Raw genomic sequence first — 13,954 nt, 5'->3', positions numbered from 1 at the left:
CGAGCCATCTGTGGTAAATTGATGCAGTGCAACAATAACCCGTACGGCGCCTCTCCAACAAGAGGTGATACCCCCGATGTTAGAACATCACTACCTCACCACACTTTTTGAACCCAAGTCCGTCGCCGTCATCGGCGCATCGGACCGGGAAAATTCGGTCGGCAACGTCCTTTTCAGGAACATCCTGGATTCGGGCTACAAGGGTCGTCTGTATCCGATCAACACCGCCCACGACACCATCCAGGGCGTGCAGGCCTACAAGTCGATTGAAGAGATCAGCGCGCGCGTCGAGCTGGCGGTCGTCGTCACCAGACCACAGACGGTCCCCAAGATCATCGAGCAGTGCGGTCGCAGCGGCGTAAAGAACGCCATCGTGATCACTTCCGGTTTTGCCGAAGCCGGCCACTCGGGCGCCGCGCTGGAGCGCAAGATGATGGAGATTGCGCGCAGCTACGGTGTTCGCCTGCTGGGCCCGAACTGCCTGGGCATCATCCGCCCCAATCTCGGACTCAACGCGACTTTTGCCCGCATCCACGCCAATGCCGGCAATCTGGCGCTGGTTTCGCAATCGGGAGCGATCTGCTCGGCCGTCCTCGACTGGGCGACCAGCAACCGCATCGGCTTTTCCAGCGTCATTTCGCTGGGTGGCACCGCCGACGTCGATTTCGGGGAAATCCTCGATTACCTGATTTACGACAACCTCACGCATTACATCCTGCTTTACGTCGAAGGCATTCGTGACGCCCGGCGCTTCATGAGCGCGCTGCGTTCGGCCGCGCGCATCAAGCCGATCGTCCTGTTGAAAGCCGGTCGCCACGCTGGCGGGCTGGCGGCAGTGCAAACCCACTCGGGAATGCCCGGGGGTTCCGACATCGTCTTCGACGCCGCCGTCCGCCGCGCCGGCGTCGTGCGCGTCAAGAACATCGGCCAGTTGTTCTATGCGGCGAAAGCCCTGGCCTCGAAGTTCCGTCCGCAAGGCAAGCGCCTGGCGATCATCACCAACGGCGGCGGACCGGGGGCGATGGCCGCAGACCGCGCCGGAGACCTCGAGATCCCGCTCGCCGAATTGTCGGCAGGCACCATCCAGGCGCTCAATGCGGCGATGCCACCGACCTGGTCGCAACGCAACCCGGTCGACATCGAGGGGGACGCCACCCCGAAGCGCTATCACGACGCCATTCTCGCCGTCGCCGCCGACAACGCCGTCGATGGCATTCTGGTGATGCTCTCGCCGCAGGCGATGACCCAACCGCTGGAAGTCGCCAAGGCGGTGATCGAAGTGGACCTGTTGACGGCCATGCCGATTCTCACCTGCTGGATGGGCGAGGAACAGGTTTACGAGGCACGCAAGCTGCTCGAGGATGCCGGCATTCCCTCCTTCCGGATGCCGGAAACGGCCATCGAACTGTACTACCACATCTCTACCTACTACTGGAACCAGAAGCTCCTGCTGCAGACCCCGGCACCGGTATCGAAGCATTCGCGTCCGGAGACCGAAGGCGCCAAGATGTTGATCGAGGCGGTCCTGCACGAGCGCCGCAAGCTGCTCTCCGAAATGGAGTCGAAGGCCATCCTGCGCGCGTTCCGGATTCCGGTGGCACAGACCATGGTCGCCCATACGCCGACCGAATCGCTGCTGCTTGCCGAACAGATCGGTTTCCCGATCGCCATGAAGATCGATTCGCCTGACATCGTCCACAAGAGCGAGGTCGGCGGTGTGCGGCTCAACATCACCAACGCCCCGGCGATTCGCAACGCCTATCACGACATCATCGAGACGGTCAAGAAGCGGCACCCGACGGCACGCATCAACGGCGTCTCGATCGAACCCTACCTGGCACGGCCGAACGGTCGCGAGTTGATGATCGGCGTCTCGCGAGATCCGGTGTTCGGCCCGATCATCACCTTCGGCGCCGGCGGCATCGAAGTGGAAGTCTTCAGCGATCGTGCTGTCGCCCTGCCGCCACTCAACCGCTTCCTGGCGCGCGATCTGATCCAGTCGACCCGTGCCTCGAAACTGCTCGGCGAGTTTCGCAACATGCCGCCGGTCAACCTCGAAGCGCTCGAAGACGTGCTGCTGCACGTCTCGCAGATGATCTGTGAACTGCCCTGGCTGCAGGAACTCGATCTGAACCCGCTGATCGTCGACGAGATCGGCGGCATCGCCGCCGACGCCCGGATCGTCATCGACTATGCCGCGCCGTCAGGCGACCGCTATGCGCACATGGCGATCCACCCCTACCCGGTGCATCTGATCCAGGATTGGGAACTCCCGGATGGCCGGACGGTGACCATCCGCCCGATCCGCCCGGAGGACGCCGAGCGCGAGCAGCAGTTCGTGATCCACATGTCCGACGAAAGCAAGTATTACCGGTTCATGGATACCATTCGCGAACTGACGCAGACCATGCTGGTGCGGTTCACCCAGATCGACTACGACCGTGAAATGGCGCTGGTCGCGACCCTCCCCGACGCAGAGGGCAAGGACGTGCAGATCGGAGTCGCCCGCTACGTCACCAATCCGGATGGGGAATCCGTCGAGTTCGCGCTGGCCGTTGCCGATGACTGGCAAAAACACGGCGTCGGTCGCAAGCTGATGAGCGCGCTGATCGATTGCGCGCGGACCAAGGGCTACCGCACCGTCGTCGGCGATGTGCTGTCGATGAATACCAAGATGTTCAATCTGATGACCAAGCTCGGCTTCACGATCCACCCGCATCCGGAAGATCCGGCCGTAAAACGGGTCATCAAGCCATTGAACAACTAGGCAAGCAACTCAGGGAGCGCGGCGCCCGAGGGCGCCCGCCGCCTTCTCGCCCGCGGCCAGGGCCGCCATGGGCACGTTGCCGGCTTACTGCTGCTCGAAATTGACATCGTAGGGATACGAGCGGTGCGGTTCGTTCGACTCCCTGCAACTCTTCTGTTCGTCCAGATCGACCTTCCTGTCCCACCAGATCGCCCGACCGCGGCGCTGATCCTCAAGCCATTCGGGGTGCCGAGCCATCATCTCGCGCATGAACTTGGTGTGCTCGGATTCGTACAACGCCATCTGGCCTACTCCCAAAGAATAAACAGGTCACAATAAACACGTTTTCGCCGAAAGGGCCGGCGCCTTGATTATACGCCTGCGGACTAGCGTCGGCCTTGCCGGGAAGCAGCATCCATCGTCAGATCCTTGCAATCTCAGTGCCGAATGATCGGGCGCGCGGCACCCGCGCAATACTCGTCGAGCAAGGCATCGATCGACTCCTGGCTGCGGTCGTCAGCGGGAACCTCGACGATCGCCTTCCGCAACTCACGCGCCAGCGGGCCGAGAACGAACAGGCTGCGACTGTCGATCTTGTCCACCAGTTCGAGACCCTGCTGCAACGGATAAGCGACGATCACGTAGTGCGGACTGTTGTAGAAGATGTTCATCATTTCTGCGCCCACCGCTCACGCCTTGTCGAAGCGCATGATGCCGCTGTCACAGGCGACGCGGATCGTGTCGCCGGCGGCAAAGCGCCCTTCGAGAATGGCTTTGGCCAAAGGATCCTCGAGTTGCGACTGGATCGCGCGTTTCAGCGGGCGCGCACCATACACCGCATCGAAGCCGGCCTTGGCCACCTCTGAGAGCGCGCTGTCGGCAACTTCCAGCTTCAACTCCAGGTGGGCCAGCCGTTTTTCGAGATAGCCGAGCTGAATCCTGGCGATCGACCGGATGTGCTGCTCGTCGAGCGCATGGAACACCACCACTTCGTCGATGCGGTTGATGAACTCCGGCCGGAAATAGCTCTTGACCTCGCCCATCACCGCCAGCTTGATGATCTGGTAGTCGTCACCGGCCATCTGCTGGATCATCTGGCTACCGAGGTTCGAGGTCATCACGATGACCGTGTTCTTGAAGTCCACCGTCCGCCCGTGCCCGTCAGTCATGCGGCCGTCGTCGAGGACTTGCAGCAGGACGTTGAACACATCCTGATGCGCCTTCTCGACTTCATCGAGCAGGATCACCGAATACGGCTTGCGGCGCACCGCTTCGGTCAGGTAACCGCCCTCCTCGTAGCCGACATAACCCGGTGGAGCGCCGATCAGACGTGAAACCGAGTGCTTCTCCATGAACTCGCTCATGTCGATGCGGATCAGGTGCTCCTCCGAATCGAACAGGAAGCCGGCCAGCGCCTTGCATAGCTCGGTCTTGCCGACCCCGGTTGGACCGAGGAAGAGGAACGAACCGTAAGGCCGGTTGGGATCGGACAGGCCGGCACGCGAGCGACGGATCGCATTCGCCACCAGACGGACGGCCTCGTCCTGTCCGACGACGCGCTGGTGCAGGCGGTCCTCCATCAGCAGCAGTTTCTCGCGCTCGCCCTGCATCATTTTCGAGACCGGGATGCCGGTCGCCCGCGAAACGACTTCGGCGATCTCCTCGGTACCGACCTCGGTGCGCAACAGCTTGTTCTGCCGACCGCCACCGCCCGACTTCTCGGCCACCGTCAGTTGCGCCTCAAGCTGCGGCAGCTTGCCGTACTGGATTTCGGCCACCTTGTCCCATTTGTTCTCGCGCTGCAGGTGCGCCAGTTCAAGCCTGAGCTTGTCGATCTCTTCCTTGATGTGCGCACTGCCTTGAACCTGTGCCTTTTCGGCCTTCCAGACTTCATCGAGGTCGTTGTACTCGCGTTCCAGCTTGAGCAGTTCCTCCTCGATCAGATGCATGCGCTTCTTCGACCCTTCATCGCGCTCCTTGCGCACCGCCTCGCGCTCGATCTTGAGCTGGATCATGCGGCGGTCGAGCTTGTCCATCACCTCGGGCTTCGAGTCGATCTCCATCTTGATCCGCGCCGCGGCCTCGTCGATCAGGTCGATCGCCTTGTCCGGGAGAAAGCGGTCGGTGATGTAGCGATGCGACAACTCGGCGGCGGCGACGATCGCCGGATCGGTGATGTCCACGCCGTGGTGCAACTCGTATCTCTCGCGCAGGCCGCGCAGAATGGCGATCGTCGATTCGACGCTCGGCTCATCGACCAGCACCTTCTGGAAGCGGCGTTCGAGCGCGGCGTCCTTCTCGACATATTTGCGGTACTCGTCGAGCGTCGTTGCGCCGACGCAGTGCAATTCGCCCCGAGCCAGCGCCGGTTTGAGCATGTTGCCGGCGTCGATGGCGCCCTCGGCCTTGCCGGCGCCAACCATGGTGTGCAGTTCGTCGATGAAGACGATGATGCGCCCCTCTTCCTGGGCAATCTCCTTCAGCACCGCCTTCAGGCGCTCCTCGAATTCGCCGCGGTACTTGGCACCAGCAAGCAGCGCGGCCATGTCCAGGCTCAGCACTTTCTTGCCCTTGAGTGATTCGGGCACTTCGCCATTGACGATCCGCTGCGCCAGTCCTTCGACGATCGCCGTCTTGCCCACACCGGGTTCGCCGATCAGGACCGGATTGTTCTTGGTGCGCCGCTGCAGGATCTGGATCGCCCGACGGATCTCGTCGTCACGACCGATCACCGGGTCGAGCTTGCCCAGACGGGCGCGCTCGGTCAGGTCGATGCAGTACTTGGCCAGGGACTGGCGCTGCCCTTCGGCTTCCTGGGTGTCGACGCCCTGCCCGCCACGTACCGAGGCGACGGCCTGCTCCAGTGATTGCCTGACCAGGCCGTGCTGCTTTGCCAGGCGCCCGCATTCGCCCTTGTCGTCGCAAAGCGCGAGCAGGAACATCTCCGAGGCGATGAACTGGTCGCCGCGTTTCTGCGCTTCCTTGTCGGTCAGATTCAGCAGATTGGTCAGATCGCGGCCGACCTGCACCTCGCCGCCGTGTCCCTCGACCTTGGGCAAACGGCCGATAGCCTGATTGAGCGCGGCCTTGAGCGCCTGCACATTGACGCCGGCCCGCGCCAGCAACGAAGAACTCGAGCCGTCGTCCTGCTGCAACAGGGCCAGCAGCAGGTGCTGCGGCTCGATCATCTGATGGTCATGACCGACGGCAAGACTCTGCGCGTCGGCCAGAGCCTGCTGAAACTTGGTGGTCAGTTTGTCCAGGCGCATGCTGCGACCCTCCGGAGAATGTTGTTCGTAGTTCTCATGATGGGGGCGGGGAACGGCAATTCAATGGTTCGCCTGCAGAGACCGGTTCGGACCCATGCTCCAGGACGCGCAGCCGCAGGCAACACCTGCGCCATGCCTTGGAGCCCTGTCGGCTGCCTCAAGGACTATCGGCGTTGCCGGGCAGCGGTCGATCAAGCCCCTGGTCAATCAATGAAACAGGATCCTCCAGCGGCTCCAGGTGGGTCGTCACGTGCGCATTTGGCAGACAATGGCGAATCTCCTCCTCGATACGCTCCGCCCAGTCGTGACCTTGCTGCACCGTCCAGTACCCCGGCACCAGGACGTGCACGATCACGAAGGTACGACTGCCGGCCTGGCGAGTGCGTAGAGCGTGGAAGGCCAAACCCTGCTGGCGGTACACCGCCAGCAGGGTTTCGAGTTGCGCCAGCTTGTCCGCGGGCAAGGACGCATCCATCAAACCGGCAGCCGAACGACGCATCAGATGCCAACCGGTCCAGAGGATGTTCGCCGCAACGAGCAGGGCGATGGCTGGATCCAGCCACAGCCAGCCAGTCGCCCAGACCAGAGCAACGCCGACAATGACTCCTGCGGAGGTCCACACGTCGGTCATCAGGTGCTGCGCGTCGGCTTCCAGGGTAATCGAATCGTGCTCGCGGCCAACCTTCATCAAGGTCCGGGCGGTGGCGAAATTGATGATCGAAGCGGCCATTGAAACCAGCAACCCCACTCCCACGGCTTCGAGCGGCTGCGGATCGAGCATGCGCACAATCGATGCATAGCCGATGCTGACGGCCGCCAACAGGATCAGGAAGCCCTCGAAGGCGCTGGAGAAATACTCGGCCTTGCCATAGCCGTAAGCATGTTCGTTGTCCGCGGGCAACGCCGCCAGCGTCAGCATCCCCAGCGCCATCAGTGCCCCCGCGAGGTTCACGAAGGACTCGATGGCGTCGGACAGCAGTCCGACCGAACCGGTCAGCCACCACGCCACGCCCTTCAACACGATGGTGGCAAGGGCCGCCGCGATGGATAACCAGGCGTAGCGGGTCAGTGATGTGGCATGCATGGCAAGGTGTTCCATTCCTCAGACAGATCAATGATGGTGAAAACCAGCGGCTTCCGGAACACTCATTGGTCAGGACTTGGCAGGTCAGAGACTCCTGACGTCACGCCTTGTGATTGAACCAATCGGCGAGGTGCGCAATGGTCAGCATGGTGTGCTCCGGATTCATGCCGCCTTCCCATCAGTTGGGTGGTCGAACCAGATTCGCTGCGGTCACTCATGACCACCGCGCTCCTTGCGGCCGTGCTTCCCCTCACGCTTGCCTGCACCTTCGCCGTGGCCGCCCTGAATATCGTGTTTATCGCCACTTCGGTGACACTCGACGCAGTTATCGAAATTGCGAATGCCTTCGTCGATATGCTCGCGACGGATGTTTGCCAGCGAGTGCTCGTGGCAACCGTAACAGGTGTAGCGGCTGTAGTCGTTGCTCAGATGACAGGTCACACAACGTGCGTTGTGGTCGCGATCGAGAACAAAATACTTGTTGTGGTCGAAGCTTGCCGGCGCCCATCTTTCCTGGCTGTGGCACTGACTACAGTTGCCGGTAATCTGCTGGTGCAGGGCGTCGGCAGGAGACTTGTGGCAACCCTGGCACTGCAGGAGCGTGTCCTTCTTCAGCAGGGCATGATTGAAACGCCTTTGCTGGCGAAAGCGCTTCACGCCGGCATGATCACTATGGCACGCGACGCAGTCCTGACTGACGAGTTGCTGGTGAAAGGGGATCGTGGACAGCGGTTTATTGACCGGCAAGCCGGTCGTTGTCAAGCGACCGATATCACCTGGCTTGTGACAGCTAGAGCAGCGCTCGGAACTGACACCCCGGAGAGGCGCGTGACAGGCAAAGCAATCGGCGTCCAGTTGCCTGTGGCCAGGAATCAGCTTGCCGGGCCCGACCATCAGATGCGGATAGACGAAAGCCAGAACCGCCAGCACGATCAGATTGGCCGCCAGGAGGATCTTGAAGATGCGGCTCATACCCAGCCCCAGAACAGGAAGGTGCTGATGATATGGCCCAGTGACAGTACGGCGAAAACGATGAAGATCGGAATATGCACTTTCCGCCACTGGTTCATGGTATCAAGCGTCACGGCATCCCAGAACACGGCCTGCTCCGCCTCTTGCCGCGACAGGCCTCGCAGTTGAAAGCGGTCGCGCTGACCCTGCACATGGCGGCGTGCGCGATTCAGCAGCAGCTTGCCGACCATGCCGCTGATCACATTGATGCCCATGGCCACGGTCGCCAGCCAGGGCAGGATGGCGTTGAAATGGATGCCGGCATGGAGCAGTACCATCAGCGAGCCGAGCCAGGCGCCGATTTCATGCAGGTGAAGCAGGGATTTCGCGCTTCCCGTCGTGATGTACTTGCGCTTGCGCAGCGAATAGACTAGCGAGCCAATAATCAGGATGGTTCCCGGAATGCCCAGATAGCGGCCGACCCAAACCAGATTCAAGCGGTGGAGAAAGTAGTCGCCTGCAAGGGTAGCCGCCGCCAGGAGACCCAGCAGCGCAGTGAAGGGAAGGATGTGCTGGCGCCAGAGCGAGGTCATCGATTACACCTCCAGAGTCACGTTGGCCCGGGGCACGCAAACGCACAGCAGGCAGGTGCCGGGTTCAGGATCGTAATCCGGTGATTGACGGTAGGCCACCTCGCCCACCCGGATAGTCGTCTGGCAAGTGCCGCAGCCGCCGGCCCGACAACCGGAATCGACGGCAATACCATTCGCTTCGGCGAATTCGAGCAGGCTGCCGGCAGCGGGTTGCCACGGAAACTGCTTGCCGGACTGCGCGAACGTCACGACGATGCCGGCATCCTCTGCCCCGTTCTGCGGAATCGTCGCTGGGCTTGTCGCGGCTCGCCTTCTTTTGATTGATGCTGGGCCGAAGGCTTCGAAGTGGATATGGGCGTCCGGCACGCCCCAATCTTCGAGCGCTGGTACCAGACTTTCCATCAGCGTGGTGGGGCCGCATATGTAGAAGTGGTAGGGCTTGAGTGCCAGTTCCATGCGCAACAACCGTACATCGATACGGCCCCGGTGATGATCGGCGCTACGGGCCGATTCTTCCGCACGAGGTCTGCTGAAGCAGAAGCGCAAGTGGAAGTTGTGGTGAGCCGCAGCCAATGCTTCGAGGCGGGCTTGCATCATCAACTCGCTGCCGTCACGCACGCCGTAGAATAGCCACACCTCGCGTGCCGGCTGTTCGTTCAGGCACCAGCTGAGCATGCTCAACATCGGCGTGATGCCGATGCCGCCGCCGATCAGAACAACCGGCGCATCGCTGCGATCGATATGAAAGTGTCCGGCCGGTGCCCGCACCTGGAGGAGACTGCCGACATCCACGTGGTCGTGGAAAAAACCGGAGGAGCGTCCTGGCGGAACTTGGCTACCGACGGGTGGTAGTAACCGCTTGATCGAGACGCGGTAGCCGTCGGGACGAGGCGCATCCGACAGCGAATAGCAGCGGACGATCTGTTCGGTACCTCCCGTCGCCGTCGGCAGGTCAAGGCGGAAGGTCAGAAACTGTCCTGGCCGGAAGGGCGGTAGCGCTTGTCCATCTTGCGGCATCAGGTAGAAAGAACAAACCGATTGCGCGGCATCTTCCACGACCTTACGCTCGACCCGAAACGTCCGGAACGCCGGCCAGGCAGCAGCAGGAGTGTCGCCTGCCTCGACAGGCGGAAGGGGGGCGACCGGCAGGTTGAACTCCGCGGCACGATGGCGCAAGGCCTGATAGTCTTGCCAATGGCGCCAGAAGCCGATGCCCAGATAGATCGCCAGTTGCAGCACGATTCCCGACACAATCCAGAGGAGCAGAGCGAGCGAGGTCATTTCACCATGCTCGCGATAGACGATCCGCAAGCCTCGCCGCAATGTCGGTCACACCACCAATACAACTGGATACCCGAAACACTGTGCTCTCCCTCGCTGGCCGACGGCACCCAGTTTAACAACCTCAGGTTAACAGGGGCTGAACGAACGAGAGCATGCTGTACGCGAAATCCGATTGGGGGGTTTTCGGCAACGCGCCGGTCGACGCACAGCGCTTACCTCTCAAAGCCTCGGCTTCACTGATCGACCGCTCACTCCTGCCAGTGCTCGGCGGCCTGATCGTCAGCCGCGCGGGCGTCGACCCAGCGCCCGCCGGCCGGGGTCACCTCACGCTTCCAGAACGGTGCACGGGTTTTCAGAGTGTCGATGATGAACTGACAGGCGGCAAAGGTTTCACCACGGTGTACACCGACGACCGCCACCAGGACGATCTGGTCGGTCGGCAACAGCCGACCGACGCGGTGAATCACCAGCGCATCGAGGACCGCCCAGCGTCGACGCGCTTCGCCGACAATTGCCTCCAGCTCGCGCTCGGTCATTCCCGGGTAGTGCTCGAGGGTCATTTCGGACACTCCGGCGCCTTCGTTCATCTCGCGCACGAGGCCGACAAAGGCGGTCAACGCGCCGATCTGCGGATCGTCCCGGCGCAGTGCGGCCAATTCGGCGCCGACTTCGAAATCCGCTTCCTGAACGCGAACGACCATCTCAGCCGCCGGTCACCGGCGGGAAGAAAGCCACTTCGTCGCCGGCCGCGACCGGCGTATCGAGCCGCGCCATTTCCTGATTCACCGCGTAGCGCAGGTTCCTCCGCGTACGCAGCACTTGCCACTTTTCATCCCGCGCCGCCAGGAAAGCCATCAGGCCGGCAATGTCGGCCACTCCGGCCGGCAACGCCACTTCCTCGCCGCCGCATCCGAGCGCTTCGCGCAGGCTGGCAAAATAGAGAATCTTCAACTGCCCTCCTTTAACCGAGCAACTCGGAGAAGGGGAGAAAACGAACCCCATCTCCACGCCGGATGACCTGTTGCGGAGGGACGTCGACCAGGCCGTTGCCCCACACGGCCGAGGTCAGCACTCCCGCACTCTGCTGGGGGAACAGTTCCAGGCCGCCATCGGCACGGGTTCTGGTACGCAGGAACTCGCGCCGCGCTCCCGGCTGCAACCAGTCGAAATCCGCGCGCAACAGGTAACTCGTCGGGGCGACCTGGCCAACCCCCTGCATCTTGAGCAGGAAAGGCCGTACCAGCATCACAAAGGTCACGAAAGTCGACACCGGGTTGCCGGGCAAGCCGATGAACGCAACGTCGCCGCCGGGCGAACTGATCTGCCCAAAAGCCAGCGGCTTTCCGGGCTTGATGGCGATCTTCCACATTTCCAGCCGACCTTCCGCTTCGACCGCCGCCTTGACATGGTCTTCGTCGCCAACGGAAACGCCACCCGAGCTGAGGATGAGGTCATTGTCGTGCGCCGCCTCGCGCAACACCTGTCGCGTTGCGGCCAGATCGTCGGGCACCTGACCATGGTCACTAACCTCGCAGCCGAGACGTTCGAGCAGACCCGTCAACAGGAAGCGATTGGTATTGTAGATCGCCCCTGCCGACAGCGGTTGACCAGGCATGCGCAGTTCGTCGCCAGTAAACAGCACGGCCACTCGCAAGCGGCGGAAAACCGACAGCTGCGCGATCCCCACCGATGCCGCCAGAGCCGTATCCTGGGGCCGCAAGCGCTGACCGGCCGCGAGAATCTCGCTGCCGGTGGCGATATCACTACCGGCGCGACGGATGTGGTCGCCCACTTTCGGCTGGTGATTGATCAACACCGCGTCGCCCGTGTGTTGGCACAACTCCTGCATGACCACCGCGTCCGCTCCGGCCGGGATCGGCGCACCGGTAAAGATGCGCGCGGCGGTTCCCGGTTGCAGCGTCGTGCCGACACTACCTGCCTGAATCCGTTGCGAGACGGGCAAGCGCGCCCCCGGGCAAGGTACGTCGGCGACAGCGAGCGCATACCCGTCCATCGCCGAGTTGTCGAGCGGCGGGGCGTCGATCGTGGCCCGCTGTGCCTGCGCCAGGACTCTGCCATCCGCAGCCAGCGTCGGCAGCCAATCGACTTCGGCAACCGGTGCTGCGCTGCGCAGCAGACCTGACAACGCCTCATCAACCGACAGCATGTTTCCCTCTCCGAGCTTCCAGCATCGTCATTTACCGTGTCTCCAGTATGAAACGGGCTATCGCCTCGGCGTCGTTGAGATCCAGCCAGACCGGGTCTGCCGGACCTCTCTCCGACGGCGGTTCGTCGCTCGCGACCGCCACGACATGCGGGTCACCCGGCCATAGCGGCGGCTTGCCGTTGGCCCGCCGATAGACTTCCAGTCGCGGAATCGCTTCGTGCTTGAAACCCTCGACGAGCACCAGATCGCAGGGCGAAAAGTGCGCGGCGTATTCGGCGAGCGACGGTTCGACGGCGCCGCGCAACTCGCTCATCAATACCCAGCGTGCGCTGGAAGCGAGCAGCACCTCGGCGGCACCCGCCTGGCGGTGACGAAAGGAGTCCTTGCCCGGCCGATCGATATCGAAATTGTGATGCGCGTGCTTGAGTACCGAAACACGCAGGCCGCAGGCAGCAAGGCGCGGCAACAGCTTCTCCAGCAATGTCGTCTTGCCGGCACCGGAGTAGCCGGCGATACCGAACAGTCTCATCGGCAGTTCCCCGCTTGAAGCTGACAGGATACCGGAAAGACGGCCGCAAAACCGCCACCCGGAGTCCGGAAGTTGGTCGTCTGCCCGCGGTACAGGCGCGCCGAAACAAGTTGTACGGCACCGCGATATACATAGTTGCGCAGATCGAGCTTGAAGTCCTGCTCGACGCCATCGATCCGCAGGCGCCGCTCGGATGGGGCGACCACCGCCTGCGCGACGTATCCACCACGCGATACTTCCTCGAAAACCCGCCGCGTCAGCTTGTCGCCGCGGTACGTCGCCTTGCTGCCGAAACCGGCTGCCGGTTTGAAGAACCATTGCTTGCGGCCTTTCCAGAAAGCTTCTGCCGTTTCCGGGAAGACCTCTTCGGTACGCGGAATGCTGCCGGCCAGCAAGCGCCGGTCTTCATCCTCGACGCCGATGCTTGCCAACCACTCGTCGTCGCCGAGGGCCACCAGATTGCGTTTGTCGGCAAACAGCGCGTGCTGCTGCGGGTGCGGGGTGAGGACCACGGCATCGGCCAGATAGGCCATGCGCAGGGCGGCATGCTGCGGTTCTGCCAGCGCGAAATCGGTCAGCCGGTTGTAAACCAGGTCGATGCTCAGTCCTCGACACGACAGGCACATGCCGTCAAACGTCAGCTCGGCCGGGTCGGCGATCATCGCCACAATGCCGTTCGCTTCGAATAGCCGGCGGAAGAGTTCGAACTCCGGCGCCAGATACTGCTGTTCCGGCAAGGCATCGACAATGGCGATACGCGCCAGTGGCCGGTCAACGCAACCGCGGCGAGCCAGGCGCCACTCTTCGCGGAACATGGCCACCAACGCCGCCTCGACCGGCGTCTCGACCGGCAGCATCTGCGCCACCGACGCACAACACGCACGCTGTGCGCGCAACAGGCATGCATTCAACAGCGCCCCGCCGGCATTGGAATTGATTTCGATCAGTTGCGGACCGTCAGGACCGAGATGGAAGTCGTAACCCAGGAAGACACCCGCGGCAAGCGGACTGTGACGGGCCACCGCCGGGGCATGGGCCAGCACCCTTTCGCGATAGGCGGGCATTGCCACCAACCTTTCGAGCACCTCGACCACTCGGGCCATGCGTGCAAGATGTTCGGCGCTGACGAAGACCATGCTGTCCGCAAACAGGTGTGGTCGGGTTGCCAGCAGTTGCGCGTGTGACAGCGTCCCGTCCCCGGCTTCGAGCGCCCGTTTCAGCGATTCGTGATCGACGGAGATGCTGGCGCAGCCGCGGTTGAGCACTTCGGCCGTCGTACGGCAGTCCAGCGGCAAGCGGTCGGGAACAGGCTGAAGCAGGCTGTGCATGCG

Annotated in this window: 13 protein-coding genes; 1 reads left to right on the top strand and 12 read right to left on the bottom strand. The window is 62.5% G+C overall.

Annotated features, from left to right (window positions below; genetic code table 11):
• Positions 1-76: 76 nt before the first annotated feature.
• On the top strand, positions 77-2,767 hold the full coding sequence (locus AC15MQ_RS12120) for a bifunctional acetate--CoA ligase family protein/GNAT family N-acetyltransferase (protein ID WP_287668640.1): 2,691 nt from the start codon (positions 77-79) through the stop codon (positions 2,765-2,767).
• An 84-nt stretch (positions 2,768-2,851) separates the two neighbouring features.
• Here the strand turns inward: AC15MQ_RS12120 and AC15MQ_RS12115 are convergent, their stop codons facing one another.
• From AC15MQ_RS12115 to AC15MQ_RS12060, 12 genes are all read right to left on the bottom strand, one after another.
• The gene (locus AC15MQ_RS12115) at positions 2,852-3,049 is read right to left on the bottom strand and encodes a DUF3460 family protein (RefSeq protein WP_287652542.1); all 198 of its coding nucleotides are present in this window, start codon (positions 3,047-3,049) and stop codon (positions 2,852-2,854) included.
• A gap of 134 nt (positions 3,050-3,183) precedes the next feature.
• A complete protein-coding gene (locus AC15MQ_RS12110; protein ID WP_287652541.1) occupies positions 3,184-3,420 on the bottom strand; it encodes a DUF3567 family protein in 237 nt (78 codons plus the stop codon).
• A 15-nt stretch (positions 3,421-3,435) separates the two neighbouring features.
• Positions 3,436-6,015 carry an ATP-dependent chaperone ClpB gene (gene clpB, locus AC15MQ_RS12105; protein WP_483080254.1) on the bottom strand — a complete coding sequence of 860 codons (2,580 nt, stop codon included), beginning with the start codon at positions 6,013-6,015 and terminating at the stop codon, positions 3,436-3,438.
• 157 nt (positions 6,016-6,172) lie between these two features.
• The gene (locus AC15MQ_RS12100; protein WP_483080253.1) at positions 6,173-7,099 is read right to left on the bottom strand and encodes a cation diffusion facilitator family transporter; all 927 of its coding nucleotides are present in this window, start codon (positions 7,097-7,099) and stop codon (positions 6,173-6,175) included.
• Between the two features lie 210 nt (positions 7,100-7,309).
• Entirely contained in the window at positions 7,310-8,071 is a 762-nt protein-coding gene (locus tag AC15MQ_RS12095; RefSeq protein ID WP_483080252.1) for a class III cytochrome C family protein, read from the bottom strand.
• Positions 8,068-8,643: a hypothetical protein gene (locus tag AC15MQ_RS12090; protein ID WP_287652537.1), complete on the bottom strand. Its 576-nt coding sequence runs from the start codon at positions 8,641-8,643 to the stop codon at positions 8,068-8,070. Before AC15MQ_RS12090 ends, AC15MQ_RS12095 begins: the two co-directional genes overlap by 4 nt.
• Positions 8,644-8,646: 3 nt before the next feature.
• Positions 8,647-9,924 carry a 2Fe-2S iron-sulfur cluster-binding protein gene (locus AC15MQ_RS12085; RefSeq protein ID WP_483080251.1) on the bottom strand — a complete coding sequence of 426 codons (1,278 nt, stop codon included), beginning with the start codon at positions 9,922-9,924 and terminating at the stop codon, positions 8,647-8,649.
• Positions 9,925-10,175: 251 nt separating this feature from the next.
• Positions 10,176-10,628, bottom strand: a complete 453-nt coding sequence (locus AC15MQ_RS12080; RefSeq protein ID WP_483080250.1) for a molybdenum cofactor biosynthesis protein MoaE — start codon at positions 10,626-10,628, stop codon at positions 10,176-10,178.
• A 1-nt stretch (position 10,629) separates the two neighbouring features.
• Positions 10,630-10,929: a molybdopterin converting factor subunit 1 gene (moaD, locus tag AC15MQ_RS12075; RefSeq protein WP_483080249.1), complete on the bottom strand. Its 300-nt coding sequence runs from the start codon at positions 10,927-10,929 to the stop codon at positions 10,630-10,632.
• The gene (locus tag AC15MQ_RS12070) at positions 10,889-12,094 is read right to left on the bottom strand and encodes a molybdopterin molybdotransferase MoeA (RefSeq protein ID WP_483080248.1); all 1,206 of its coding nucleotides are present in this window, start codon (positions 12,092-12,094) and stop codon (positions 10,889-10,891) included. The genes moaD and AC15MQ_RS12070 overlap by 41 nt, the downstream gene beginning before the upstream one ends.
• A 31-nt stretch (positions 12,095-12,125) precedes the next feature.
• Positions 12,126-12,623, bottom strand: a complete 498-nt coding sequence (mobB, locus tag AC15MQ_RS12065) for a molybdopterin-guanine dinucleotide biosynthesis protein B (RefSeq protein ID WP_287668654.1) — start codon at positions 12,621-12,623, stop codon at positions 12,126-12,128.
• Complete coding sequence (locus AC15MQ_RS12060) at positions 12,620-13,951, bottom strand: hypothetical protein (protein WP_483080247.1); 1,332 nt, start codon at positions 13,949-13,951, stop codon at positions 12,620-12,622. Before AC15MQ_RS12060 ends, mobB begins: the two co-directional genes overlap by 4 nt.
• Between the last annotated feature and the right edge of the window lie 3 nt (positions 13,952-13,954).

The sequence above is a fragment of the Candidatus Accumulibacter propinquus genome (assembly GCF_056856495.1).
The sequence above is the reverse complement of the archived record's forward strand: the minus strand, read 5'-3'. Positions and strand labels throughout refer to the sequence as shown.

Coding starts and splice junctions, on each gene's coding strand:
- AC15MQ_RS12080 (WP_483080250.1), bottom strand. CDS start 10,628: ATGGTCGTTCGCGTTCAGGAAGCGGATTTCGAAGTCGGCGCCGAATTG.
- AC15MQ_RS12100 (WP_483080253.1), bottom strand. CDS start 7,099: ATGCATGCCACATCACTGACCCGCTACGCCTGGTTATCCATCGCGGCG.
- AC15MQ_RS12085 (WP_483080251.1), bottom strand. CDS start 9,924: ATGACCTCGCTCGCTCTGCTCCTCTGGATTGTGTCGGGAATCGTGCTG.
- AC15MQ_RS12120 (WP_287668640.1), top strand. CDS start 77: ATGTTAGAACATCACTACCTCACCACACTTTTTGAACCCAAGTCCGTC.
- moaD (WP_483080249.1), bottom strand. CDS start 10,929: ATGGGGTTCGTTTTCTCCCCTTCTCCGAGTTGCTCGGTTAAAGGAGGG.
- clpB (WP_483080254.1), bottom strand. CDS start 6,015: ATGCGCCTGGACAAACTGACCACCAAGTTTCAGCAGGCTCTGGCCGAC.
- AC15MQ_RS12095 (WP_483080252.1), bottom strand. CDS start 8,071: ATGAGCCGCATCTTCAAGATCCTCCTGGCGGCCAATCTGATCGTGCTG.
- AC15MQ_RS12110 (WP_287652541.1), bottom strand. CDS start 3,420: ATGATGAACATCTTCTACAACAGTCCGCACTACGTGATCGTCGCTTAT.
- AC15MQ_RS12090 (WP_287652537.1), bottom strand. CDS start 8,643: ATGACCTCGCTCTGGCGCCAGCACATCCTTCCCTTCACTGCGCTGCTG.
- AC15MQ_RS12070 (WP_483080248.1), bottom strand. CDS start 12,094: ATGCTGTCGGTTGATGAGGCGTTGTCAGGTCTGCTGCGCAGCGCAGCA.
- AC15MQ_RS12115 (WP_287652542.1), bottom strand. CDS start 3,049: ATGGCGTTGTACGAATCCGAGCACACCAAGTTCATGCGCGAGATGATG.
- AC15MQ_RS12060 (WP_483080247.1), bottom strand. CDS start 13,951: ATGCACAGCCTGCTTCAGCCTGTTCCCGACCGCTTGCCGCTGGACTGC.
- mobB (WP_287668654.1), bottom strand. CDS start 12,623: ATGAGACTGTTCGGTATCGCCGGCTACTCCGGTGCCGGCAAGACGACA.